This window comes from Planomicrobium sp. MB-3u-38, from assembly GCF_002836425.1.
Taxonomy (GTDB): Bacteria; Bacillota; Bacilli; order Bacillales_A; family Planococcaceae; genus Planococcus; species Planococcus okeanokoites.
In genome coordinates this window covers 1-25,095 of sequence record NZ_PJBO01000065.1, presented here as the reverse complement: position 1 = coordinate 25,095, position 25,095 = coordinate 1, and the positions used below count along the sequence as shown (strand labels likewise).

Sequence of the window (25,095 nt, the reverse complement as noted above, 5' to 3'; positions counted from 1 at the left end):
TTTTATCTATTTATATTCTTCTGTAAATAATATGTAAAGTCAAGGGTAAGATGGGGTGAAGATTTAGTTGGCATCTTATTTCCCGGGAAATATTTTGGGAGGGTGGGAAGTGAGTTAGTGAGGAACGCTTTAAGTTGGGAAAGTTTCTATTTATATAGAAGAAAAATTATGGGTGTGTGGCAGTCAGCGGACTGCTTTCCATATGAATGCACTTTTCTTCTGGTGAAAGGCGGAGGAGAGATGCGTTCGTGAGATGAAACCGAAAACCGTAAGATAAAACTCGGAAACCGTAAGATAGAAATGTGAAATTATAAGATAGACGCCCAAAATCATAAGATAGAACTTCACCTATGAGAGTTAACCCACTTCATGAATGGATCGGGCGGCGAGTGCCGCCCACTGGTCAGTCCGCGGGCGGACTGCTTTCCATATGAATGCACTTTTCTTCTGGTGAGAGGCGGAGGAGAGATGTGTTCGTGAGATGAAAACCGAAAACTGTAAGATAGAATTCGAAAACCGTAAGAAAGAAATGCTAAAACATAAGATAGCGGGCCAAAATCATAAGATAGAACTCCACCTATGAGAGTAAACCCACTTCATTATTGGATCGGGCGGCGGTTGCCGCCCACTGGGCAGTCCGCGAGCGGACTGCTTTCCATTTGAGTGCACTTTTCTTCTGGTGAGAACCTGAGGAGAGGTGCGTTCGTGAGATGAAAACCGAAAACCGTAAGATAAAACTCTAAAAACGTAAGATAAAAATGCAAAATCATAAGACACCCAGTCAAAACCATAAGATAGAACTTCACCCATTAGAGCCAACCCAATTGCCGCCTATCCCACTCCTTCCGCCTAAGCTATCCAAAAAAAGAGCGACGCAAATTTCGAACTGCGTCACTCCACACTTATCTTATTACTGAACTATCTGAGATATGTAGCAAAACAGCGAAGACTCCCAGGCGACTAGGCGAAGTGCTGAGATCCACTCGGACGAAGCGAAGCAAGTACGAGTTAGCTCAGTGCAAGCAGCCAGGAAAGCGAAGCTGTTTTGCGGAATATCGATTTCTAAAAATTACTTATTTATTTATATAACTGCTTTTCATTCCCATGCACTTTTCTTTCGGAAAAACCCACATCAAAAATCGTCACATTAAGTAAAACTCGTTATCCGTCACCATCTTCTATCTATACGACAACAAAAACATTCTATACGACATCAACTCCCGTCTATACGTCACCAAACCTTCATCTTATAACCTACCATCCTAAATTTCTTGCAACTCCAAATACCCCGTACCACCACCCATCCCTAAACCCAATTTCACAACAAAATCGCCAAATATTCAAAAAAATATTAAGAATACGTTTGCAATATTGAAAATTTATGGTAAATTAATAGTGTTATGCAATTAGGAATAATTGCACAATTCTAAACCAATAAAAGGGGGAAAAACATTGAAGAAGTTTAAAACAGCGTTAGTTACGATGTTAGTCGTAATGATGACGCTCAGCTCTGCTGTCTTCGGTTTGACCGGCGTATCCGCGGCGACGACCAAGTCCGTATCGGACCTTCCGACTTTGAATGCTGAAAAACCAGCTATTAAAGTACCGGAAAAATTCGTGAACCCGGAAGATCCATCCAAAACAGTCCGTGTGATTGTGGAACTTGAAAAAGCTCCAACAATCGAAACGGCGACTCAAAAAGGAGTTCTGTATAAAGATCTTCCTGAGTCAGAAAAAGCAAGTCTGGAAGCGGCTGTAGAATCTGATCAGGCGTCTGTCCAGTCGGCTGTGAAAATGGCTGCGCCAAGCGTTACATATCTTGAAAACTTCACGACTGTTTTCAACGGTTTCTCTGCTAATGTAGCAGCTGGACAAGTTGAAAAAATCGCGAACACTGCAGGCGTTAAGAAAGTATACGAAGCGACTGAATACACACGTCCTTCTGTACAGCCTGAAATGAAATACTCTAAAGAATTGGTTCAAGCGCAACAAGCTTGGGGCGATTACGGCTACAAAGGTGAAGGAATGGTTGTTGGTGTCATCGACACTGGTATCGATCCTTCCCACAAAGACATGGTTTTGACTGATGACTCTACTGGAGACATCACGAAAGACGAAGTGCAGGCATTGCTTGCTGACGGTTCTATTGAACACGGTGAATACTTCACTGCAAAAGTTCCATTCGGTTGGAACTACATGGACAATAACAACCAGATCCTTGACCTTGGACCAGATGCTTCTATGCACGGTATGCACGTTGCCGGTACAGTAGGCGCAAATGGTGATGAGGATGCTGAAAACCCTGGCCTTAAAGGTGTAGCTCCTGAAACACAATTATTGGCTTTGAAAGTTTTCGGCAACGACCCGAACTTCGCTTCAACATACGGCGATATCTACGTTAAAGCAATTGATGATTCCATCAAACTTGGCGCAGATGTCATCAATATGTCTCTGGGATCCACTGCTGGGTATGTTGATTCAACTAACCCTGAGCAAATGGCAGTTGAACGTTCAACTGAAAACGGAATCCTTGTAGCAATCTCTGCTGGTAACTCTGATATGTTCGGATCTGGTACTTGGTATCCGTACGCAGAGAACCAGGATTACGGTTTGACTGGTTCACCAAGTGTATCTGAAGATTCATTCGGTGTAGCATCATTCGAAAACACGATCGTTACTGGCTACGGCTTTAATTACCATGTAAATGGTGAAGAAGCTGGACAAGTAATGTACCTTCTTGCAAATGACGCTGACCCGATCGAATTGCCGAACGCTTCGTATGAAGTTGAGTTCGCAGGTTTCGGTAACCCGGCTGATTTTGAAGGAAAAGATTTCACTGGTAAATTCGCTCTTATTTCACGCGGCGAAATTGCTTTCGTTGAAAAAGGCTTGAATGCACAAGCGGCTGGCGCTGCTGGTGTTATCGTATACAACAACACAACTGGCACGATCAACATGGCTTCTGACGCAGCTATCAAAATTCCATACATGTCTACATTGCAGGCTGATGGACTGGCGATGAAAGCGGAAATCGATGCAGGAAACACAGTTACTGTATCTTTCGAAGGCGATAACGTTGAAACACCAAACCCGAACTCGGGTCTTATGAGTGACTTCACTTCATGGGGTCCAACTCCGAACCTTGATTTCAAACCTGAAATCACTGCTCCGGGCGGAAACATCTTCTCTACATTGAACAACGATGAGTACGGCCTGATGAGCGGAACGTCTATGGCGGCTCCACACGTAGCTGGCGGTACTGCACTTGTTTACCAACGAGTTGACGCAGAATTCGGATTGTCAGGCGCTGACCGCGTTCAATTCGCGAAAAACTTGATGATGAACACAGCTAACCCTGTTGAACTTGCTGAAGGTGAATTCGTATCTCCTCGCCGTCAAGGTGCTGGTCTGATGCAATTGCACGATGCACTTTCAACTGATGTAATGGTAACGAATAAAGCGACTGGCGAAGCGAAAGTTGCTTTGAAAGAAATCGCGAACGATCAATACACATTCACTTTGACAGCAGAGAACTTCTCTGATGAAGCAGCTGAATACGTGGTTGACGTAGCAGTACAAGTTGATACTCCAGTTAACGCTGGCGATTACTTCGTAACTATTCCAAATGAGTACGGTTCACTTGTAATCACTGAAGATGCTTCAATTGCAGCTCCGGAAACTGTAACAGTTCCTGCTAACGGTTCTGTTGAAATCCCGGTAACTGTTGATATCTCTGATGTCAGCACTGAACTTGACGCATTCTACAAAAACGGATTCTTCGTTGACGGCTTTGTCACTTTGACTGACGTAAATGAAGAAATCACTGGCAACACTTCTCTAGTTGTTCCTTACTTCGGCTTCAACGGCGAGTGGGACGATGCAAGAATCTTTGACTACTTTGCTTGGAACGAAGTTATGACTTATTACGGTATGACTCTTCTTGCTGATGGCGATGGCAACATCCTTAACGGCGGAACACACCTTGATGGTTATGACCTAGAGAAATTCGCATTCTCACCAAACGGTGACGGATCGGTTGACTCGGTAATCCCTGTTTATTCATTGATCCGTAACGCGAAGGAATTCGAAGTGAATATCCTGAACGAAGCGGGTACAGTAATCCGCACGATCCGTACAGCTGACAACCTCGTTAAGCATTATGATGGTACAGCTTCGTACACATACAACCCTGATTTCGCTTGGGACGGTAAAGCCCGCGGTAAAGTGGTTGCAGACGGCGACTATCAAATCCAGCTTCGCGCTGTAATTGATTTCCCTGATGCTGAATGGCAGTCAATCGAATTCCCGATCACGGTGGATACGGTAGCTCCTGAAGCAGCAGCAACTTACAACGCTGCAACGAAAACAGTTGAAGTTTCATCGTTCACTGACAACACTGGCGCAGACCGCTGGGAAGTTTACTTGAACGGCGAAGAAATCACTGAAGATGCAACAACTGAAGATGAAGATGAGTCATTGGCTCCTTCAACAACTCAATTTGCAGTAACTGCAGATGTTAAGAAAACAGATGAATTGGTAGCTGTATTCTATGATGTAGCAGGCAACGCAACTGAAGTTGAATTGCGCGTTACAGCTGAAGAATCAACACATCCAGTAATCTTCATCGAAACACCTGAAGTTATGGAATACCTTGATTCGAATGAAGTAACGGTTGCTGGTACAGTTGAAGACGCTTCAAACGTTGTCTCTGTAACAGTAAACGGTGAAGAAGTTGACACATTTGATGGCGTGAACTTCGAACACACAATCACTTTGGCAGATGGCGTACACCCGATCAAAGTCAAAGCGGTTGATGAGTTCGACAACGAAATGGAAATCCAACGCCAGGTTCTGGTTGATACAACTGCTCCAACAGTAGAAGTTACAGAAGCTCCTGAATCGGTTGACCTTGCAACAGAAGAAGCGGAAGTAACAGTAAACGTACAAGATAACTTCGACGAAATCGCAGTTTATGTTGACGGTTCTGAAGTATTCCGTAAAGTGATCACAGAGCCATACGGCATGTATGCGTTCGACGAAGACATCACATTCACTGTGCCTGTTCTTGATGAAGGCCAAAACGACTATGTAGTAACAGTAGTCGATGTAGCTGGAAACGAAGCAGCAGTTGAATTCTCAATCTTCAAAGGCGAAGCGGAAGTTGTAACATTTGCTGATATCCAAGGGCACTGGGCTCAAGAACAAATTGAAGCTCTTGCAACACTTGGAATCATCCAAGGTAAAACAGCTGACCTATTCGCTCCAGAAGCAGACCTTACTCGCGCTGAGTATGCAACGCTTCTAGTTCGTACACTTGACCTTCCGGTTGAGGACTACGAAGGAACATTCACAGATGTATCAGCTAAGCATTGGGCTGCGCAATACATCGAAGCGGCTGCGCGCGTTGGAATCGTACTTGGTAATCCAGATGGCACGTTCAAACCGAACACTGACATCTCTCGCCAGGACACTGCGGTTATGGTAATCCGCGCAGTTGAATACGAAGATGCTTCACTTCTTGAAGGCCTTGATCTTTCACACAAATATGCAGACCAAAGCAAAGTTTCATCTTATGCAAAAGAAGCAGTTTCACAAGCTTATGCACTTGGCTTGATGACAGGACGCAACAACAACGTCTTTGCTCCGAAAGATGACATCAAACGCGGCGAAACAGCAGTAGTTGTTTACCGTGCTCTTGAGTTGATGTACGGGGAACTGGAATAGAATAAAATGAGGAAAGCCGGGAGCGGATGCTCTCGGCTTTTTTCTTATGTTTAGATGTGGGTAGAAATGTTTTAAACGATATTCCGCAAAACAGCTCCGCTTTCCTTGGGGCTCGTACTGAGCTAACTCGTGCTCGTTTCACTTCGCCCGAGTGGATCTCAGCACTTCGCTCGAAACGGAGTTGGAAAGCCAACTCCGTTTCTGTTCCTCTGGGAGTCTCCGCTGTTTTGCTTCATATCTCAGATTGCTTTCTGTAATTCAAGAAACTTTATGCCCTCATTTTGAACAGCATCTCTTCTACCTGTAACATACTAAAATGCAGCGTCAGCCGGCGAAGGGCAAAGATGTGCTCCTGCATCGCTTCGCTGCTTCGTCGCAAAGAATTGCCCTCGCAAGCTGCGGTCAATGTCTTTCCTGCAGGACCTAGAGCGAGTCCTGAGACCCCGCAAGGAGCGCAGCGGATGAGGAGGCTTAGGCCGCTCCCTGCGGAAAGCGTCCGGCTAGAGCGAAATGACTAAAGAGAGGTGATAGGCTTTCTATACTATAATATCTGTCAAAGGTAAGAATGGTAATATTTCTGCAATCTTAATGAAACTATACATAGGGTTCATCCGTCTATATAATGAGCAGTGATGCAATGAATCAAAAAAAGTGAGCTGATTTTATTGAACAGACGAATGGACAATAGAAATAATAATACAACCAAGAAAAAGAACTGGCTGATTACGCTGGTCACGATTCTGTTTTTGGCGGCAGTGGGCGCAGGCGTCTACTTGATGATCGCCGGTCCCGAAGAGCAGCAGGCAACGGAATCACTGGAAAAGACCTCTTTCTCAGAGCGTGAATACCAAGGTGGAGGCGGCGTCAGCGTCGCGATAGATAAAGAAGAAGAAGAGCCGGAGACAATCGAACCGGGCACAGTCACGGACCAGACCGAACAAGATGAAGAAACAGCAGAAGTGGAAGAAGAAGCCCCGGACACAGAAGAAAGCAGCGACGCGATCAAGAACGAAACAGTGGAAGAAGTGGAACAGCCGGACGACAGCATGGTAGTGGTTCCGGAACCTGACCTTTCATCGATGATCGCCAATGCCAAATCGTACGTTTACACGCTATACACCGATCTTGATCAGGGATCAGGGTTTTTATTCAACAATAAAGGCGATATCCTTACCAACGCGCATGTCGTCAAAGACTCACAATACGTAACCGTTAAAAACAGCAACGGCCAGGAATTCAATGGCCAGGTCATCGGCTTTTCCAGAACGTCGGACATCGCTTTGATCCGCGTGCCTGAAATTGCAGGCAAAGCGCCGATGGAAATGGAATTGTCACCGGTGTCGGCGGGAACGAAAGTGTTCGCGCTCGGCAGTCCGGAAAACATCAATAATACATCGACAGAAGGCGAAATCACCGCTACTGGGATGGACTTCTTCGATGGCTATAAATACGACGATCTATATGAAATGACCGCGAAGATCAAACAGGGATCGAGCGGTGGACCATTGATTTCAGCGGAAACCGGCAAGATCCTCGGCATCAACTCGATCGTTCTGACTGACAACCCGGATATCGGCTACTCGATTCCGATTTACACAGTCAACGACCAGTTGCAGGAATGGGCAGCAAATCCGCTGCCAGCCGACAGCGACGCATGGCAGCCGGAAGTTCCGGATGTCAGCTTTGAAGAAGAAGCGCTGCGCGGATTCATCTCGGATTTTTATGAACTGGTTCCATATTCACTCAATGACGACGAAGTCACGTTCTATCAATTCTTCCTGCTGCCAGGCAGCCAGGGCGAAATGGCCGGCACCGAAATGGTTGAAGGGTTGAAAGGCGAGCAGCGCGTGTTCCAGGCGGTAGAGCCGATCATCACGGATGTTGAAATCGGTGAAAAAGAAGCCTACATTACAGCCAACGCGACATTCACGTTCCACGACCAGGAAGACGATAAACTCGTCTCTATCAGCCACGCGGTCATCTACACCATCGTCATCGACCGATTCGGCGATTACCAGATCTCAGCGATCAATAATCAGGAACAATAAAACCAGCGCCGGGGCACGATGCCTTCCGGCGCTTCTTTTTATGCGGAGTTTCAGCCTTTATTGCTGAGGGAATATTGCAATAAACTCGAATAAAAATTTTAATCTCATTGAAGGAGTCCACTATGGCAAAACGTTATGATTATATGGACTGGCTGCGGGTGCTGGCGATTTTCACGGTAGTCGGCGTCCACGTGGTTTCAAAAATCATCAATACCGGCGACGCCAGCGAATGGGAATGGCAGCTCGCCAACTGGATCGACTCCGCCCTGCGCTGGTGTGTGCCGGTCTTCTTCATGCTGAGCGGCGCGCTGCTGCTCAACCTGAAACGGGAAGACCCCATCGGCGAATTCCTCAAACGGCGGCTGACCAAAGTCATCATTCCGCTCCTGTTTTGGAGCGGCGTCTACATCGCCTATAAAGTATTTGAGCAAGGCGAATCGTTCACGGCGTGGGAAATGGTAGTGCTGTTTCTGACAGACGATGTCTACTACCATTTATGGTTCATGTACGTCATCATCGGCCTCTACATCATGGCGCCGTTCCTGAAAATACTCGTCAAGAACATGGACCAGAAAACCTTTCTCTATTTTCTCGGCATCTGGTTCTTTTTCTCCGGCATCCTGCCATTCGTGCAGAAAATGTACGGCTTCGAACCGGCCCTCGTCGCCGGCTTGTTCCAGCCTTATATCGGCTATTTCCTGTTAGGGGCTTATCTCGTGCGCTATCCGCTCCCGAAAAAAGCAATTTGGCCGCTGCTTGGCCTGTCCTTCATCGCCTATCTGGCGACCGTCTACGGCACGCATAACCTGACTGTCAAAAACGGCGAACTCGACGAATTCTATTACGAGCATTACCGCCCGACCCAAATCGTCATCAGCATCTTCGTATTCGCCTTATTCCAGCATCTCGGGCCGCGCATCAAGCCGAACCAGCTCATCACCCAGCTGAGCCTCGCCACCCTCGGCATCTACGTGATCCACCCATTAGTGCAGTTTTATTTAAATAAATTCTTCGGCATCAATGAAACCATGGTGAATCCGATAGTGGGCGTGCCAGTCGTGTGGGTGCTGATCTTTACAATCTCATTCCTGATCGTTTGGGCACTCAAGAAAGTACCAGGCGCGAAGCACATCATTCCTTGAGAGGGGTGGTGTGTTTTTTTGCGGGCGGACTGCTTTCCATATGAATGCACTTTTCTCTTGGGTGAGAGTAGGAAGAGTATGTGTTCGTGAGATAAGAATCCCAAACCGTAAGATAAAACTCTAAAAACGTAAGATAGAAACGTGAAATCATAAGATAGCCAGCCAAAATCATAAGATAGAACTGCACCTATGCGAGTCAACCCACTCTCTGAATTGATCGGGCGGCAACCGCCGCCCACTGGGCAGTCCGCGGGCGGACTGCTTTCCATAATGAATGCCCTTTTCTCTCTGGTGAGAGATGTTGAAAAGATGCGTTCGTGAGATAAGAGTTGAAAACCGTAAGATAAAACTCGAAAAACGTAAGATAGAAATACAAATTCATAAGATAGCCAGCCAAAATCATAAGATAGAACTTCACCTCTGCGAGTCAGCCCATTCTTAGAATGATCGGGCGGCCACCGCCGCCCACTGGGCAGTCCGCGGGCGGACTGCTTTCCATTCGAGTGCACTTTACTCTTGGGTGAGAGCCGTTGAAGAGATGCGTTCGTGAGATAAGAATTGCAAACCGTAAGATAAAACTCGAAAAACGTAAGATAGAAATGCAAAATCATAAGAAAGCCAGCCAAAATCATAAGATAGAAATCCACCAATGCGAGTCAACCCACTATTGGCAAAGATCGGGCGGCAATCGCCGCCCACTGGGCAGTCCGCGGGCGGACTGCTTTCCATTCAGATGTACTTTTCTTTAGGAGAAACCCTCTTTAAAAGTCGGCACGTTAAGTAAAATCCGCTATACGTCACTAACTCATCGCTATATGTCAGCAAATTCATTCTATACGATACACAAATAAGTCTATACGTCACCAACGTCCATCTATACGACAACTCAACCCACTACTAAAACCATCCACAAAAAAAGAGACACAGATTTTAAGCTGTGTCTCTCATCAGTTTATATACCAATGCACTCTCTGAGATATGGAGCAAAACAGCGAAGACTCCCAGGTGACTAAGCGAAGTGCTGAGATCCACTCGGGCGAAGTGGAACGAGTCCGAGTTAGCTCAGCGCAAGCCACCAGGAAAGCGGAGCTGTTTTGCGGAATATCGGTTTTTCTTTACTCAAGCTCTTCATTCAAATTCACTAACACGCTATACAACAAATAATAACCCTCAGCACGCGTCAATTCGCGCTCGCTGTCTAAACGGCTGTGGATCGTTTCGTCCATCAGGCCAAGTTCGAAGGCCTGATCCCACGGAGCATCACTAACAGTTTCATCACTGAACGCTTCCACCAAATAAGTACCCGCAGCTTCACGCGTCAGCATTTCCTCAGCAGATGTGACGCCTGCTGTGATTTCAGCTAACTTGTCGCCGTATTGTTCATTCAGGCGGTCGTCGGTATGGACGAGGCCTGTGCCGAGAGTTTTCAGGAAGCCGAGAGCCCCTTGCGGCTTGTCGACTTGGAGGTCGTTGTCATAGCCGCCGAATGCGAGGCCGAAGTCCATCAGGTACTGGACCGCGCCGTCGAACCATTCGCCTTCGTAAGGGTAGTCGATATCGAAGTGCTCGACTTTCGCGCCTTGGTCAGCCAATGTCGTACGCAATTGTTCGATTGCCTCTTCGTTTTTCGACAGCTCGCGGAAGTTCATGTCCGCTTCGATCGACTGAGCAGCGGCAGCACCGCCGGCTTCAGCAGCGGCCATTCCTGTAGGAATGATGCGAGCACTGCCGGCAGCTAGTGATGAATAACCCGCGGAGCGGCTGACAACCAGGATGTTGTCAATTTCAAGCGGTACCAGGGAGCGGAACGGTACCGAATACTGCACCGGGCTCGATAACACATAACCGTAATCGTTTGGAGACGTCGCCTGAACGTCGACCGGATAGCCGCCGAAGCCGATGCTGTCCCAGTGGTCCGCGTTCGTCCAGATATCGGACATCTGCAGGATGTATTCTGCCTTCATGTGGCGGGTTTCACGGATATACATTTCGTCCGGGAAGCTGGCGATTTCCGCATTTTCAAAGCCTGGGAAGTTTTCGCGCAGCCACTTCACGATATGTTCCGTTTCGCGGATACCGCGTTCCAGACCTTCCGCTTTGGATGCTTCGTCCAAACCATCAACGCCGAAAACCTGCAATGCGTTGATGTAATATTGATCTTCAGCGCCATCCGAACCCGGCACACGGACCAGGTTCAATCCGCGCAAGCGTGTATTTTCTTCGACCGCCGGATACGTCGTATGCAAGTCGCCGAAGCCCCATGCCACAATCGGCGTCACCTCGCCATAACCGAAAACTTCATCGTCAGCGGCTTTCTTTACGCCGTCCCAATCAAGCCCCGTCAAATGGATCATCGGCGTCACCGACATCAAACGATTCTTTAAGTTGATATCCTCGCCGCCAACATTGAAGGGAACACCTGCATCCGCTGCAAAATTGGCGTCTTGCGTTGCGTCAATAAAACGTTTGCCGTTTACCGTGAAATTGCCGTTTTTATTTTCAAGTTCAGCGCCTGTCACCGTACCGTTCTCGACAATCGCCGAAGTAAAGTCGGTTTCGAGCGCCAATGTGATATTTTCTTCATCTTCAACCAGCTTCAGGAACGCCGCTTTGGCCAGCTCGATATCGTAAGAACTGCCGCCGCCGACCAGCTGGTGCCATTCCTTGAAAATCCCGGCAACCGCGCTTTCGCCGCCGATGCCCTGCACCATGTCAATGAAGTTCAGCATGCCGTATGTCATCAAGCCGCCAAGTCCCGGACGATGCTCGACCAGCAGCACCGAAGAACCGTTGCGCGCAGCCGAAACTGCAGCAGCCACACCTTCCGGCTCGCCGCCGATGACGACTACATCATATTCTTCCGCAATCTCCGGAATCTCTTCCGCAGGCTGATATTGTTCAACCAGGGTTTTCTGTTCTGTCGTCGGACCGGCCGCACTCTGGCCGCCGCTGTTGTCTTTGAAATAATAATAGGCCGTCGTGATGCCTATCCCCAGCACGAATGCCAGAAACGCGATAATGATGGTCTTCTTCAACGTAAAACTCCCCCTATGTATCTCTAAAATTGTCTATTTTTGATAAAGCCTACTAAGGAATAAGTATACTATGATTTCCAATTCATTTGTAAAAAATCTCCCAAAGTTAATAATTAATTAACAACTTGACGGCAAATAAAAAAGGCACCCAATTGAATGGGTGCCTCACCTTGCAGATATACTTTATTGACTTAGCGTCTGAAGCTGTGGAATTTCGGGCCCCAGTAAGAATCGCTCAAGCTTCTGACTTCCGCTTTCGCGCCGCCGGAGTGGACGAACTGGTTGTTGCCGATGTAGATCCCGACGTGAGAGATGCCCGGACGGTATGTGTTGGCGAAGAAGACAAGGTCGCCAACTTTAGGCGAAGTCACTTTATCCGTTTCAGCAAATTGCGTCAACGTCGTGCGTGTCAGGTTCTTACCGTTTTTCTTGAAGACATATTGCGTGAATCCGCTGCAGTCAAAGCCGGCTGTAGTCGTGCCGCCGAATTTGTACGGGATGCCGCGAAGCGACATGGCAGTCGAAACGATGCCGGAAGTTGAAACGGAAGTGGAGGCCGCTGATACTTTAGAAGTCGAAGCGGACATCAATGTGCTCAAGATCCAGCCTGTTTTGCCGTTTACATTCACTTTATACCAGACTTGGCTGCCGTATTTCTTTTGGTGGGTGGCAGTCACTTTAGTCCCTTTTTTAGCTGTAAAGATGCGTTTATTGTGGACACCCGCATCAACGCGGACGTTGGAGTTGTATTTTAAAACGAATGTTCCGGATTTAGCAGTCGCTTTTGCAGCTGATACTTGCTGAACCTGTTCAGAAGATGGATTGAAAGTTGGTGTTGACGTGTGTGCGCTTGCTGCTGAAATCGTTCCAGAAAAGATCATCGTGCTCGCGAATAAAGTAAAGATAAGTTTTCTCATTATTATTCCCCAATCGTATGTTTGATGTCCGTGTCTGGTTGCCAGATGTAGGTTTAATATCGATTTATAATTGATGTTAGTTTTTTGATCTGTTCTTACTATAATGAGCAGGGGGAATTAATACAACGTCAGTTCTATTGCAATAACATTACATTTATATTTCACGATAATTTGCAATTCGCTCCGCATCCGCAGCCGCTCTTACAACCGCCGCATATTAGCGTCTATAGCCGCATTACCAAAAACCCAGGAAGTTATACAAGAGGTGCTTGGCTGTAATATTACTATTACAGGAAAGTACTGAATAGGTATGTGAATATCTTGTGATAGCGTGAGTTTGCTATATGCGAATAAAAAAAGATCCTCTTATGAGGATCTTGATGCAGTTAATAATGATGGATAAACGATATTGCGCAAAACAGCTGCGCTTTCCTGGGGGCTTGCACTGAGCTAACTCAGACTCGTTCCATTTCGTCTGAGTGGATCTCAGCACTTCGCTCGAACCAGAGGTGGCCGGCCAACTCTGGTTCTAATCCCCTGGGAGTCTTCGCTGTTTTGCTTCATATCTTCTATCACTTTCTACATTGAATAATTTTTAAAGTTTGTTTCGAGTGAAGAAGAGGTTCCTACTTGTTAAAAATAATCAGAATGAAGTATCAGATGTCGACTCCTGCGGGATCCAGAGCGTGTCCTGAGTCTCCGCAAGGAGCGAAGCGGATGAGGAGGCTCAGGCCGCTCCCCGCGGAAAGCGTCCATCTGAAACGTAATGATTATAGAAGTTAAACGTTATATAACAAGAAAAAAGCCCTCTCAAGAGGGCTCTTCAAAATCATTAACTCAACTCACCATCAACCACAACCTGCTTACCTTCAAGCAACACCCGCACACTCTCATAGATCCGTCTGCAATTATCCTGGTCCTGATACTTGATGATGCCGGATATATCGATATCGAAATTAGCGAAGTCGTGCAGGATGCGGTCTTCGATGATGCTCACCAATTCCTCTTCATGGCTAGCAATCCCGCCGATGAACGTCTCGTCGATCGGACGGAGGATGCCGCGGCGGAAGAAGCGGTCCACATCGAAATGGTAGAACACGACCGGCTTATTCAGCAGCGTGAAGTCGAAGCTGACACTGCTGTAATCCGTAATCAGCAACGCGTGTCTGATTAGCAATCGCTGCACCGTCACAGAACCCAGCGGGATGAACTTGATCCGTTCATGCATATCGCTTATGCCGTGCTGGAAATAATTCTGCGCCCGGTAATGCGGGTAGAAATACAAATTGATATTATGCTCATCCAACAAACCCAATAATTTCTCGTTCTGGATCAGATTCGTATAGGCCAAATAATACTCGCTGGCCAAAAAGGCTTCGTCCGTATTTATCCAGTCGCGCCATGTCGGCATCAGCAGGATGTCACGCGGTTCTTTATTCTGCACCAGGCGGTCGAAACGGGCCAGTCCTGTAACAGCGACTTCCTCATCGGAATAACCCATTTCTTCCATAACAACGGCTTCTTTCTCCGGCTCCGAACTGACGATGAACAGATCGAACGGCAGCTCGTAATTGCGCTTGTGGTACTCGACGTTCTTACGGCCGAGCACACCGTGCTGCAGGAAGATTTTCTTCGTGTTCTCGTAGCCGAAAAAGCCGCTTGCCGGTTTATACGGCAGGATGTTTTCGATATCATGCGTACACAATAAGACACCCGCACGGAACGCCACTTCAAAATGTTCCGGGGAACCGAAGACGAGCACATTTTTCATGTGCTGAATCGGCTCGTAATCGAGGCTGTCTTCTTCAATCACGTAATAGGCTTCGATATCCGTATTCTCCCGGAGCCAGTGGAACAGCACGATGCCGTTGTCCTGTGCGGTATTGCTGCGCTCGCCGACCAGCCAGACATTGGGGTCTTTGGCGGTAACATCCGCTGGAATCCGAATATCGGCGGGTACGGTGAATGTTTCGATCTTCAAGTTATCAAAAGGCGTCGTCGTGATCATGAAATGATGTTCGTTTTGCTCTTCATCACCCAGCACTTTATGGCTGTAGTAATTGTCTTTACGGTAATCGGCTTTCAGGTACTTGATCTTTTCTTTGCGGATTACTTCGCCGCTGGAATTTTCAATGATGACGAAAAAGTCGAAGATTGTTTTGTCCTTACTTTTCAAGCCGATGAGGTTCCATTCTTCCAGATCGATTGTAAATCTGTCCTGGATCGGCACCTGGCGCGACTCCAGCGACACCCGGTCTTCGAGCAGGAGGTAGGCGGTCGCATCGATGAACTCATCCGTCGAACCGATAAAGCCGTTCAAGCGGAAGCCGTCGATATCATTGACCGCGCGTCGCAATTTCGGCAGCGACACCTTCATGCCCAGCGATTTGTCTTTCCGTTTATAGAAATGCAGTTTCGTCTGCTGCGAATTGGTGATGACTTTAAACCGAACCGCAGTCTGCCTTAATTGATGGGTATCGAGCATGAACTGCGCCACTTTCGGCTGATCGCTTTGCTGCAGGATAAAGAAGCGCTTCGAGAATAATGACTCATGTAAATCCGCTAATGGAATCACTGCTTGCAAGGCGCCATCGATCATCTCTAAAGGATAGGTCGAATTTCGGCCGCTTTTGGGTGTGTCCATAAACAGCGCGTAATGCGCTTCATCCATGACATCCTCCGCTGCCAGTGTAACTGCGATGCGGAAATAGCGGTCCTCGAAATTGTCAATCTGGATGCGCTCCGGACGCACAAAATTCGGATGGACTTCCAGATAGAAAGCTTTTCCGCGACGCACCGGCCAGATTTCATTGCGCAGTGTCGTGAATGACTCGACGTCCTTGGCTTCAGCGCGCAGGGGATGGAGCACTCCGTCAATTTCCATGAAGAGGCGCCAGATGCCGCGCGTCAACTCCAGGAAATCTTCGATGACCATGAGGCCGGAGCTCTCATCATAAACGCCATTGAGGATTTTAAACTGCCGATTCTTAAAAGCGTACAGTTTCACTTCTGCGCCGTTCTCCAGCTCGGCGTCTTTCCACGATAGATACAGCTTGTCATAACCCGAATCAGAAACGGCAACAGGTACTTCGCTGCCTGTGAAACGGAATTCGGAAAAGCGATTGCTGATTGTCAGCGTCTTCTTGACGCGCGTTGTCAGGTATCGCTCGTTGACCATGAGGCTCTCGTTGAAATCGCCTTCCTTATAAGAAGCATGTTCTGTCAGCCATACCGACTGCTTGTTGATGAAAATCTTCACTTTGGCACCGGTCTCGATGCGGTCCAAATAGTTCAGCGGGATTAAGATTTTGAGCTTGTCGCGTTTGGTCAATTCGTACTCAACCGGCAGGTGCTCGTCGTTATTCCAAAACTCTGCATGGACCTTGCGGATTAACAGAAAATTGGTCAATCGAAATTCGAACACCAGGTGCGTGTCCGTCAAATAATGTTTTTCAGCTTCGACCCGTTTGATTATATAATTTCGCAGCTTTCTCAACGTTCTGGATCCTATCACAAATACCTCTCCCTATAACCATTTTGCTCAGTCGTAAATTCATATTACTTACTATAAACCAAAAACGCCGAAATCAAAAAGGTTTCCATTAATAAAAATGGAAAAATTCAGCAGTGGCGCGGTTTCCAATTAATCACCAGACAATTCGATATCAATAAGAGAGCATTAAATCAAAAATCTATTTAATTTATATGCTAAAAAGACTAGTCAAATAGACTATAAGACGTTATACTTAATTCAAGAGATAGGAAAAGGACCTAATGCCCATACTCAAAAATAACCAGAAAGCGGGATGAGGATTATGCACCCCTACCAGGAGTACATAGAAAAACTGGAAAATGAATATAATAAAACTATAAAAGACGTTATTTATGAGTACTATATCGTCAGGGACGAAGGACCTTCTGTCACAGCAAGAGAGCTGGACATCCCGCGCAGAGCCGTGCTGCACTTCATCTATGAATACAATCTGCGTCCGCTCAAGCACAAGAATATTAAAAAAAAAGTAATGACCACGTATAACAATCTGCGCGCGGCGCAATAGAATGCCAAAACTGCCCAAAGTCATGGAAGAAGACTGGGGCAGTTTTTTGTGAGAAGGGAAATATGTCGCCGCCCAAGGAAAGTCACAATTTACGGTAAAATTGTGGCTTTCCCTGGGACGAAAAAAGGCAGAGCCACAATTAAAGAACAATGGTGGCTCCGACGAATATCTTAATCCCACCAACAAAATAAACCAAAAAAGGTGATACAAGTATTACTTGTACCACCCAGCCGACCTTTCTATTAATGTAGACACCAAGATATGGAGCAAAACAGCGAGACTCCCAGGGGAGTAGAAACGGAGTTGGGTTTCCAACTCCGTTTCGAGCGAAGTGCTGAGATCCACTCGGGTGAAGTGGAACGAGCACGAGTTAGCTCAGTGCAAGCCCCCAGGAAAGCGAAGCTATTTTGCGGAATATCGATTAAAAAGATCCAGCATTTAAAAAACCACAGGAGCTCTCGCGAGCTTCCTGCAGTCTCATAGTTACATATTCAAATGATCTTTCAAAGTCGACTTGATCTCGGCCAACTCATTGTCATCCATCATATAGTACCAAATGCCATCAATCGTTTCGCCATAACCATCTTCAACGATGATCTGGTCAACTTGTCCGACAGCGTCGCGGTAATTCTTCTGGACTTCCATCATTTCGCTGAACTCCATATTCGTACGGACGTTGTTGCCGAGTGCCGTAAAGATGTCTTTATAGTTCACCAGGCTGTTAACCGAAGCGCCTTCACGCATGATCCCTTGAATCACTTGCTTCTGGCGATCCTGGCGGCCGAAATCTCCTCGAGGGTCTTCTTTACGCATACGAACGTAACCTAAAGCTTCATCGCCATTCAAGTGGATCTCACCAGCCGAATAGCCATCAAATGCCATCGGGCTGTTGACAGTTACGCCGTCAACGGCATCGACGATATCTTTAAAGCCTTCCATATTAACCTGCACGACATAGTCGATTGGGATATCAAGAAGATTCTCAACTGTTGCCATCGACATTTCAATACCGCCGAATGCATAAGCGTGGTTGATCTTATCCATCGTGCCGCGTCCAATGATCTCTGTATAGGTATCACGCGGAATTGAAACCATCTTCGTCGTCTTGTCTTCCGGGTTGACCGTCAACACGACCATCGTATCCGAACGGCCGCGATCTCCTTCACGTTCATCCACTCCAAGGAGCAGGACAGAGAAGGGATCTTTCTCATCTAACTTCACTTCATCGACGCGCATATCTGAAATAGGGCGATCAAGCGGTTCGTGGATTTCATCCATCGTGTTCGTGAAGCTGTTATAAATACTGAACAGGTAAATTCCGACACCAATTACGATCAGTCCTAAAATCCCGACGATCCACGGCCATTTTTTCTTCTTAGCCTTTTGTTGGCTTCTTCTCATGTTGTTTGTCCTCCGTTAGCTGCCGGTGAAATAAGCGATTAAAGCATCTGCCCACGTATCGGCACCTCTATTATTGGGGTTGCTGTCTTCTGTTAAATAATCCTTTAATGTCAAATCTTCTGTAGAAGGCCATTGTTCCCAATGATTGATATATGCATAATCACGCATCTCAGCAAATTGTTCCAAGGCAGTTACCTGTGTCTGGTAGAACTGGGCGCCGTAGATCGGCTGCGGCGGGTGCAAGACCAGCTCAGCGTCGCTTTCAACACTTAAGATCTCACCGAACACGTTCTGGATATGCACATGTTCCGTCTCTATTTCCACTCGTCCGTTATTCTTCAACGTAAAAGGTTCCATCAATACGACGTCATAACCTGCCGCAAGTTCCGGCGCGCTCATTAAAAACTCTTCAGAAGTCCCGTCGAACGACATGACTTCCGTTTCAACTAAACCGGCGTAGGAACTTTCCAACGCATCAGTCAGTAGCGAAGCATATCCTGGTTCACCGTCGTTCATCGCTTCAGAGCCGATGATCAGGAATTGAACCTTTTCGCCTTGTTCTTTCCTATTTAAGAACACTTCCTGAACTTGCGGGTCCATCGAAGCAGTCAAGCTTTCCAAGTCGATATCAGTTGTTTCTTCAGATACCGCTTCAACGTCTTCTTCAGTTTCTTCCGCTGGAGCGGCTGCAATTGCCTGCTCGGCAGGTTTGCCGGCAGAAGCCAATTTCTCTTTCCAGGACGCATAACTAAAAATCAAGATTATTCCACATAACAGTATAGATAGTCCAATGCTAAGTTTTTTCAAAACAATGAATGCTCCTTCCCCAATACACTATATATAAAACTAAAGATAGCATAAATCCTTCTATTAGCCTAGAAATCTTTTATAATTTTGAAGTTAACATAGTCACGGATTATGCTATACTAGCATAAGTTGTTTAAAAAAGACCTTAAAGGAGCTACCACCTAAATGGAAGAAACTATCAGTTTACAGGATCTCTTCAAGACGATCCGCAAGCGTCTCGGCCTAATTGCGCTGCTGACAATCCTGGCAATCACGATTGCCGGAGTCATCTCATTCCTTGTCCTAACGCCTGTCTACCAGACTTCGACAGAAATCCTCGTCAACCAGAGCCCTGCTGAAACCGGCCAATTGACGAACCAGAACATCCAAACCGATTTGCAATTGATCAATACATATTCCGGAATCATCAAGAGCCCGGCAATTCTCGATCAAGTAGTTGAAGAAATGAACTTGGATATGACAACAGATCAGTTGACTAGTAAAATTACCGTCAGCAACGCCGACCAATCACAAATAGTTAACATTACTGTGCAGGACGAAGATCCGGCGATGGCAGTGGAGATTGCCAATACGACGGCTTCTGTATTTGAAAACGACATCCAGGAATTGATGAATGTCGATAACGTCACGATTCTATCGCCAGCTGTAATGAAAGAAAATCCTTCACCGGTAGCACCGAATCCGATGCTGAACATGGCAATCGCTGGAGTAGTCGGATTAATGCTTGGAGTCGGAATTGCATTCCTATTAGAGTATTTGGATACATCGATGAAAGACCAACAGGATATTGAAGATGTTCTTGGACTGCCGCTACTTGGTGTTATTTCACCGATTGTTGAAAAAGCGGAACTTGGACCGGACAATAAAACGACATCAAGAAGAAGGGCGGGGTAAGAGATGGCCAGAAAGAAAAAAGTTCTCCAGCAAACAGCACGTAAACTCATCGCACACACGACACCCCGTTCATATGTAGCTGAACAATTCCGTACACTTCGTACGAACATTACGTTCTCATCACCGGATGCTGATATCCGTACAATGGTCGTAACTTCAGCGGCTCCATCAGAAGGGAAGTCGACAACGTCGGCAAACCTGGCAGTGGTTTTTGCGCAAGAAGGCAAGAAAGTTCTTCTGGTCGACGGCGACATGCGGAAACCGACAACCCATTACACATTCCATACAGGGAATACAACGGGGTTATCCAGTGTATTAACAAGACAGACAACAGCAGAAGAAGCGATCCGCCCGACTGCGGTGGAACGTTTGGACTTACTAACGTGTGGACCGATTCCACCGAACCCGGCAGAATTGCTGTCATCGAAATCGATGGATGCGTTAATTCGCCAATTGACAGGGATGTACGATCTGGTCATCTTTGATGCACCGCCAGTTCTATCAGTTACGGATGGTCAAATCCTTTCCAATAAATGCGAAGGAACGATTCTTGTAATCAACTCAGGCGGTACAGAGAAAGAAATGGCATTAAAAGCGAAAGAAGCGATTGAATCTTCGAATAGCCGGATAATCGGTGCTGTGTTAAACAACTTCGAACTTCCAAAAGACAGCAGCTATTATCAATATTACGGCGCAACGGAGTAAAAAGAGGCGACTCTTTTTACTCTTTCTTTTGGAATGATTAAGGAAAAAGTTGGTAAAAACTTTTAAAATTAAAAATTCGTACAATGTAACTAGTTTATTATAGAAGAAACTCATTTTTCCACAGCTCGTATAAAAAGAAAGAGAGTGGGAGAACCTTTCTCTACTTTAGGCGTCACAGTGACACCAAGGAGTCGTCACGAAGGGACAACTCCTTGAGTGACGCTGGGAACCGAAAAAGCGACACCCAAAGAGCAAGTGAAACTGCACTTATACGCTTGGGGTAGTCAAAACCGCATATTTAAGGAGGAACACCGAGTGATCGATACGCACGCTCATATACTTTCAGGACTGGATGATGGCGCACAGAACATGGATGAAACAAAGGCTTTGCTGCAAAAAGCTGTGGATGAACAGCTTACAGGTATTATAGCGACTCCTCACGCCTACCACCCAAACTTTAAAACGGATTTGGATAAACTAAAATTACAGCTTGAAAATACGCGAAGTTATTTAGCTGAACAAAACATCCCTCTTAAAATCTACAGTGGACAGGAATGCCGCTTAACAGAAAAACTGCCTGATCTACTAGATGAAGGCAAAGCATTAACGATGGCTGAGTCGCGTTATGTACTTTTAGAATTGCCTTCTTCAGGAGTGCCGGGCTATACCGTACCGATCATCCAGCAATTGATCACCCGCAATTATGTACCGGTCATTGCGCATGTCGAACGCAACCAGGGCATCATCGAGAAACCTGAACGACTGAATCGTCTGTTGCTTCACGGGGCAATGGCGCAAGTGACGGCTGGTTCTGTATCCGGCCATTTTGGTAAAGCGATTCAGAAAACAGCTTTTGATCTCATCGAAGCTAATTTGGTCCACGTGTATGGATCGGATGTGCACAGCATCGATCAACGTCCCTTCCATTTTAATGCCGGACTGGATCTGTTGGAGAAAAAGAACCTGCATGAATTTGTCGATATCTTCCTTGAGAACAACGATCGGATACTGCTTAATGAAAACCTTCATGTGCTGGAGCCGCAAACTGTTCAAAAAGGGAAATGGTGGAAAATATTTTCTTGAAATAACTTTTAGTAATTATATGGTCTTTAGACCTATATTCTGATGAATTTTTTTGAAAGACTGAAAATGTCTAGCGTTTTCAGCCTATTCTACTGTTTTTCCAACACAATCGACACAATTCGACAGTGACTTAGGATAATAGTCGTGTTACTATAAACTAAGTTTTTGTTATATATTCACTGTTTATGCAAAAAAATATTATTTCATAACAGAAAAGAGCGATTGTATGTCTTTGAAAAACCGAACATCATTACTCGCTGTGGTGGACTCATTAATTGTCTTTTTCTCTATTTTTATCGGTTATTTCCTCCTCCACCCGCTGGTCAATCCCTTCGAAAGGCCTTTCCTGATAGCAAGCGCTATTACGATTTTTGCAGCCCATCACGCTTTTGCCACTTATTTCGGTCTTTACCGTAAAGTATGGGAATATGCTTCAATCGGCGAATTGAAGCTGATTTTTAAAGCTGTAGGCTTTTCAATTCTTGCTGTGGGTATAGTCCAATTTCTTTTCAAAGGTGAAGTATTATGGCGCGCTTTGGCAATCACATGGATGCTTCATTTATTATTGATCGGAGGATCTCGTTTGTCCTGGAGAATTTTCAGGGATTCGAAGTATCGTGTAAAAACTGGCGATTTAAAGCCAACCATGATCATCGGAGCCGGCCAAGCAGGCCAGATGGTAGCAAGACAATTATTGACCAATCCTGAAAACGGTTTGGTCCCTGTCCTCTATTTAGATGATGACGTCAAAAAGCATGGGTATGAAATCCATGGCATCCGCGTAGCGAACTCAGGTACCGATTCTATCGAAGAAATTGTTAAAGACAATGAAATCGAGCGGATCATTGTAGCGATTCCTTCCATGAGCAGACAGGAAAGCGCTGAACTCATGAAGCGATGCGTCGATACAGGGATCCACACACAGACTATTCCAATGATTGAAGACATCATGACGGGGAAAGTCTCTGTAACAGATATGCACGACGTCAAAATCGAAGATCTTCTCGGGCGCGATGAAGTGCAGCTTGATATGAACAAAATTGCAAACCAGTTAACGGGTAAAACGATTCTCGTAACCGGAGCAGGCGGATCAATCGGTTCGGAAATCTCCAGACAGATTATGCGCTTTGGTCCGAAGAAGCTTCTTCTTCTCGGACATGGTGAAAACTCTATTTACCTGATTGATATGGAATTGCGCAAAAAGCTGACTCCTGATACTGAAATTATTCCGATTATTGCTGACGTACAGGATAGAGACAGAATGTTATCCATTATGGAACAGTACAAGCCAGATGTAGTTTATCATGCAGCAGCGCATAAACATGTTCCTTTAATGGAAGGGAATCCGATGGAAGCTGTCAAGAACAATATCTTCGGCACGAAGAACGTTGCGGATGCAGCTCATATCAGCGGTGTGAAAAACTTCGTAATGGTTTCTACTGATAAAGCCGTTAACCCGCCGAATGTAATGGGAGCGACTAAGCGTTTTGCAGAAATGCTTGTACAGAATCTAGCGAAGCGAAGCGATACAAAATTTGCAGCTGTTAGATTCGGCAATGTACTTGGTTCTCGTGGTTCGGTTATACCGCTCTTCAAGAAACAGATTGCAGCAGGCGGCCCTGTTACTATTACCGATAGCAAAATGACCCGCTATTTCATGACAATTCCAGAAGCATCCCGTCTAGTAATCCAGGCAGGCACGTTAGCAGAAGGCGGAGAAGTCTTCGTATTGGATATGGGTGAACCCGTAAAGATAGTTGATCTTGCGCGTAATTTAATCCGTTTATCTGGATATACAGAGTTAGATATACCGATTAAAGAAACGGGTATTCGTCCTGGTGAAAAGCTTTTTGAAGAGTTGTTAAACGAAGATGAGATTCAGAGTGAAATGGTGTTTCCGAAGATTTATATCGGAAAAGCGAATCCGGCTGCGGAGCTTGAGTTAATGTTGTTGATGGAAAAGCTGCATGAGATGAGTAACGAAGAAGTTAAGGAAGTACTGATTGGGTTGGCTAATAGGAAGAATGTTGAATCCAGGAAATCTCTTGTCACTACTGTTTAAATTCATTTTATGAAGATATTGAAAAATGAAAGGGGAACAAAGGATGTTCTCGGTTATAAAAAGAATCATCGATTTCTCATTATCTTTAGCAATTATTATAGGGTTATCGATTGTTTTTCTTCTATTATGTATAGTCATCAAACTGGATTCTCCGGGTCCGATACTTTTTAAACAAAGACGTATCGGCAAGGACAAGAAGGAATTCAATATACTGAAGTTCAGAACCATGAAAATCGATGCGCCAAATGATATGCCTACCCACTTACTAGATAAACCTGATGCATACATAACACGGGTAGGCAAATTCCTTCGAAAAACAAGTATGGACGAACTTCCTCAATTGATTAATATTCTTAAAGGGGAAATGAGCATCATTGGACCACGGCCGGCGTTATGGAATCAGTATGATCTGATTGCAGAGCGTGATAAGTATAAGGCGAATGATGTTCTGCCAGGATTGACTGGCTTGGCGCAGATTAGTGGGAGAGATGAACTGCCGATTGAAATAAAGGCGAAAATTGATGGAGAGTATGTTGAGAAGAAAAGTCCAGTGTTGGATTCGGAGATATTTGTGAAGACTGTGTTTAGTGTTTTGAAGAGTGATGGGGTTAAAGAGGGAAAAAGAGGTGCATAATTATTATGAAAATTTTAGTGACGGGGCAGAATAGCTATGCTGGAACACAATTTGCTAAACGTATTACTGAATTAAATAAAGGATGGGGAATTGACTTTGTTTCGGTTCGGGATAATGCCTGGGAGCAAAAAGACTTTTCACTATACGATGCTATTTACCATGTCGCTGGTATTGTTCATAAAAAAGAAACTGCAGAGAATAAGAATATATATTATAAAGTTAACAGAGATTTGACTTATCAGCTTGCTTTGAAAGCTAAGAAAGAAGGAGTTAAGTCTTTTGTCTTCTTAAGTACTATGGCGGTATATGGACTTATAGGTAAGATTGGTGAAGACACTATAATATCAAGAGAGACAGAACCTAATCCCACTTCTAACTATGGTAAAAGTAAACTTGAAGCAGAAGGACTTTTGGAAGAACTACAATCTTCAAATTTTAATATTTCTATTTTAAGAATACCTATGATTTACGGACCTAATTGTCCAGGCAATTACAATTCTCTCAGTAAGTTAGCAAGAAAGATACCTGTTTTTCCTAAGATTGATAACAAAAGAAGTATGATTTTTGTGGATCATCTTTCGGATA

15 protein-coding genes are annotated in these 25,095 nt (G+C 45.6%); 10 read left to right on the top strand and 5 right to left on the bottom strand.

Annotation, left to right across the window (positions count from 1 at the left end; genetic code table 11):
- The first annotated feature begins 1,452 nt into the window (after positions 1-1,452).
- From CXF70_RS13750 to CXF70_RS13740, 3 genes are all read left to right on the top strand, one after another.
- Entirely contained in the window at positions 1,453-5,724 is a 4,272-nt protein-coding gene (locus CXF70_RS13750; protein ID WP_369916946.1) for a S8 family serine peptidase, read from the top strand.
- Positions 5,725-6,389: 665 nt separating this feature from the next.
- Positions 6,390-7,772 carry a S1C family serine protease gene (locus CXF70_RS13745; RefSeq protein ID WP_145990734.1) on the top strand — a complete coding sequence of 461 codons (1,383 nt, stop codon included), beginning with the start codon at positions 6,390-6,392 and terminating at the stop codon, positions 7,770-7,772.
- 122 nt (positions 7,773-7,894) lie between these two features.
- Positions 7,895-8,914, top strand: a complete 1,020-nt coding sequence (locus tag CXF70_RS13740; protein ID WP_101803153.1) for an acyltransferase — start codon at positions 7,895-7,897, stop codon at positions 8,912-8,914.
- 1,115 nt (positions 8,915-10,029) lie between these two features.
- On the opposite strand, the gene CXF70_RS13735 is transcribed toward CXF70_RS13740, so the two are convergent.
- The 3 genes from CXF70_RS13735 to CXF70_RS13725 all read right to left on the bottom strand — a co-directional run bounded on the left by CXF70_RS13735 (position 10,030) and on the right by CXF70_RS13725 (position 16,380).
- A complete protein-coding gene (locus tag CXF70_RS13735) occupies positions 10,030-11,949 on the bottom strand; it encodes an FAD-dependent oxidoreductase (RefSeq protein WP_158241202.1) in 1,920 nt (639 codons plus the stop codon).
- Between the two features lie 191 nt (positions 11,950-12,140).
- Positions 12,141-12,866 (bottom strand): C40 family peptidase, encoded by a 726-nt coding sequence (locus CXF70_RS13730; protein WP_101803151.1) that lies wholly within the window; start codon positions 12,864-12,866, stop codon positions 12,141-12,143.
- A gap of 832 nt (positions 12,867-13,698) precedes the next feature.
- Positions 13,699-16,380: a CDP-glycerol glycerophosphotransferase family protein gene (locus CXF70_RS13725; protein ID WP_101803150.1), complete on the bottom strand. Its 2,682-nt coding sequence runs from the start codon at positions 16,378-16,380 to the stop codon at positions 13,699-13,701.
- Positions 16,381-16,681: 301 nt separating this feature from the next.
- On the opposite strand from CXF70_RS13725, the gene CXF70_RS13720 reads away from it, so the two are divergent.
- Positions 16,682-16,924: a hypothetical protein gene (locus CXF70_RS13720; RefSeq protein ID WP_101803149.1), complete on the top strand. Its 243-nt coding sequence runs from the start codon at positions 16,682-16,684 to the stop codon at positions 16,922-16,924.
- A gap of 483 nt (positions 16,925-17,407) precedes the next feature.
- Here CXF70_RS13720 and CXF70_RS13715 read toward each other — a convergent pair whose 3' ends face one another.
- The gene (locus tag CXF70_RS13715; RefSeq protein ID WP_101803148.1) at positions 17,408-18,325 is read right to left on the bottom strand and encodes an LCP family glycopolymer transferase; all 918 of its coding nucleotides are present in this window, start codon (positions 18,323-18,325) and stop codon (positions 17,408-17,410) included.
- 15 nt (positions 18,326-18,340) lie between these two features.
- Positions 18,341-19,084 (bottom strand): SGNH/GDSL hydrolase family protein, encoded by a 744-nt coding sequence (locus CXF70_RS13710; RefSeq protein ID WP_101803147.1) that lies wholly within the window; start codon positions 19,082-19,084, stop codon positions 18,341-18,343.
- 213 nt (positions 19,085-19,297) lie between these two features.
- On the opposite strand from CXF70_RS13710, the gene CXF70_RS13705 reads away from it, so the two are divergent.
- The 6 genes from CXF70_RS13705 to CXF70_RS13680 form a co-directional block, all read left to right on the top strand.
- A complete protein-coding gene (locus CXF70_RS13705; protein ID WP_101803146.1) occupies positions 19,298-20,026 on the top strand; it encodes a YveK family protein in 729 nt (242 codons plus the stop codon).
- Between the two features lie 3 nt (positions 20,027-20,029).
- The gene (locus CXF70_RS13700; protein ID WP_101803145.1) at positions 20,030-20,731 is read left to right on the top strand and encodes a CpsD/CapB family tyrosine-protein kinase; all 702 of its coding nucleotides are present in this window, start codon (positions 20,030-20,032) and stop codon (positions 20,729-20,731) included.
- Positions 20,732-21,046: 315 nt separating this feature from the next.
- Positions 21,047-21,814: a tyrosine-protein phosphatase gene (locus CXF70_RS13695; RefSeq protein WP_101803144.1), complete on the top strand. Its 768-nt coding sequence runs from the start codon at positions 21,047-21,049 to the stop codon at positions 21,812-21,814.
- A 226-nt stretch (positions 21,815-22,040) separates the two neighbouring features.
- Positions 22,041-23,876 (top strand): nucleoside-diphosphate sugar epimerase/dehydratase, encoded by a 1,836-nt coding sequence (locus tag CXF70_RS13690; protein ID WP_101803143.1) that lies wholly within the window; start codon positions 22,041-22,043, stop codon positions 23,874-23,876.
- 43 nt (positions 23,877-23,919) lie between these two features.
- The gene (locus CXF70_RS13685) at positions 23,920-24,510 is read left to right on the top strand and encodes a sugar transferase (protein ID WP_101803142.1); all 591 of its coding nucleotides are present in this window, start codon (positions 23,920-23,922) and stop codon (positions 24,508-24,510) included.
- 5 nt (positions 24,511-24,515) lie between these two features.
- The coding region (locus CXF70_RS13680) for an NAD-dependent epimerase/dehydratase family protein (RefSeq protein ID WP_101803141.1) at positions 24,516-25,095 on the top strand (580 nt) is incomplete at its 3' end.

What these genes read in the sequence shown, in the direction of transcription:
- CXF70_RS13740 (WP_101803153.1), top strand. Translation starts at nt 7,895, where the DNA reads ATGGCAAAACGTTATGATTATATGGACTGGCTGCGGGTGCTGGCGATT.
- CXF70_RS13730 (WP_101803151.1), bottom strand. Translation starts at nt 12,866, where the DNA reads ATGAGAAAACTTATCTTTACTTTATTCGCGAGCACGATGATCTTTTCT.
- CXF70_RS13720 (WP_101803149.1), top strand. Translation starts at nt 16,682, where the DNA reads ATGCACCCCTACCAGGAGTACATAGAAAAACTGGAAAATGAATATAAT.
- CXF70_RS13715 (WP_101803148.1), bottom strand. Translation starts at nt 18,325, where the DNA reads ATGAGAAGAAGCCAACAAAAGGCTAAGAAGAAAAAATGGCCGTGGATC.
- CXF70_RS13705 (WP_101803146.1), top strand. Translation starts at nt 19,298, where the DNA reads ATGGAAGAAACTATCAGTTTACAGGATCTCTTCAAGACGATCCGCAAG.
- CXF70_RS13700 (WP_101803145.1), top strand. Translation starts at nt 20,030, where the DNA reads ATGGCCAGAAAGAAAAAAGTTCTCCAGCAAACAGCACGTAAACTCATC.
- CXF70_RS13690 (WP_101803143.1), top strand. Translation starts at nt 22,041, where the DNA reads ATGTCTTTGAAAAACCGAACATCATTACTCGCTGTGGTGGACTCATTA.
- CXF70_RS13685 (WP_101803142.1), top strand. Translation starts at nt 23,920, where the DNA reads ATGTTCTCGGTTATAAAAAGAATCATCGATTTCTCATTATCTTTAGCA.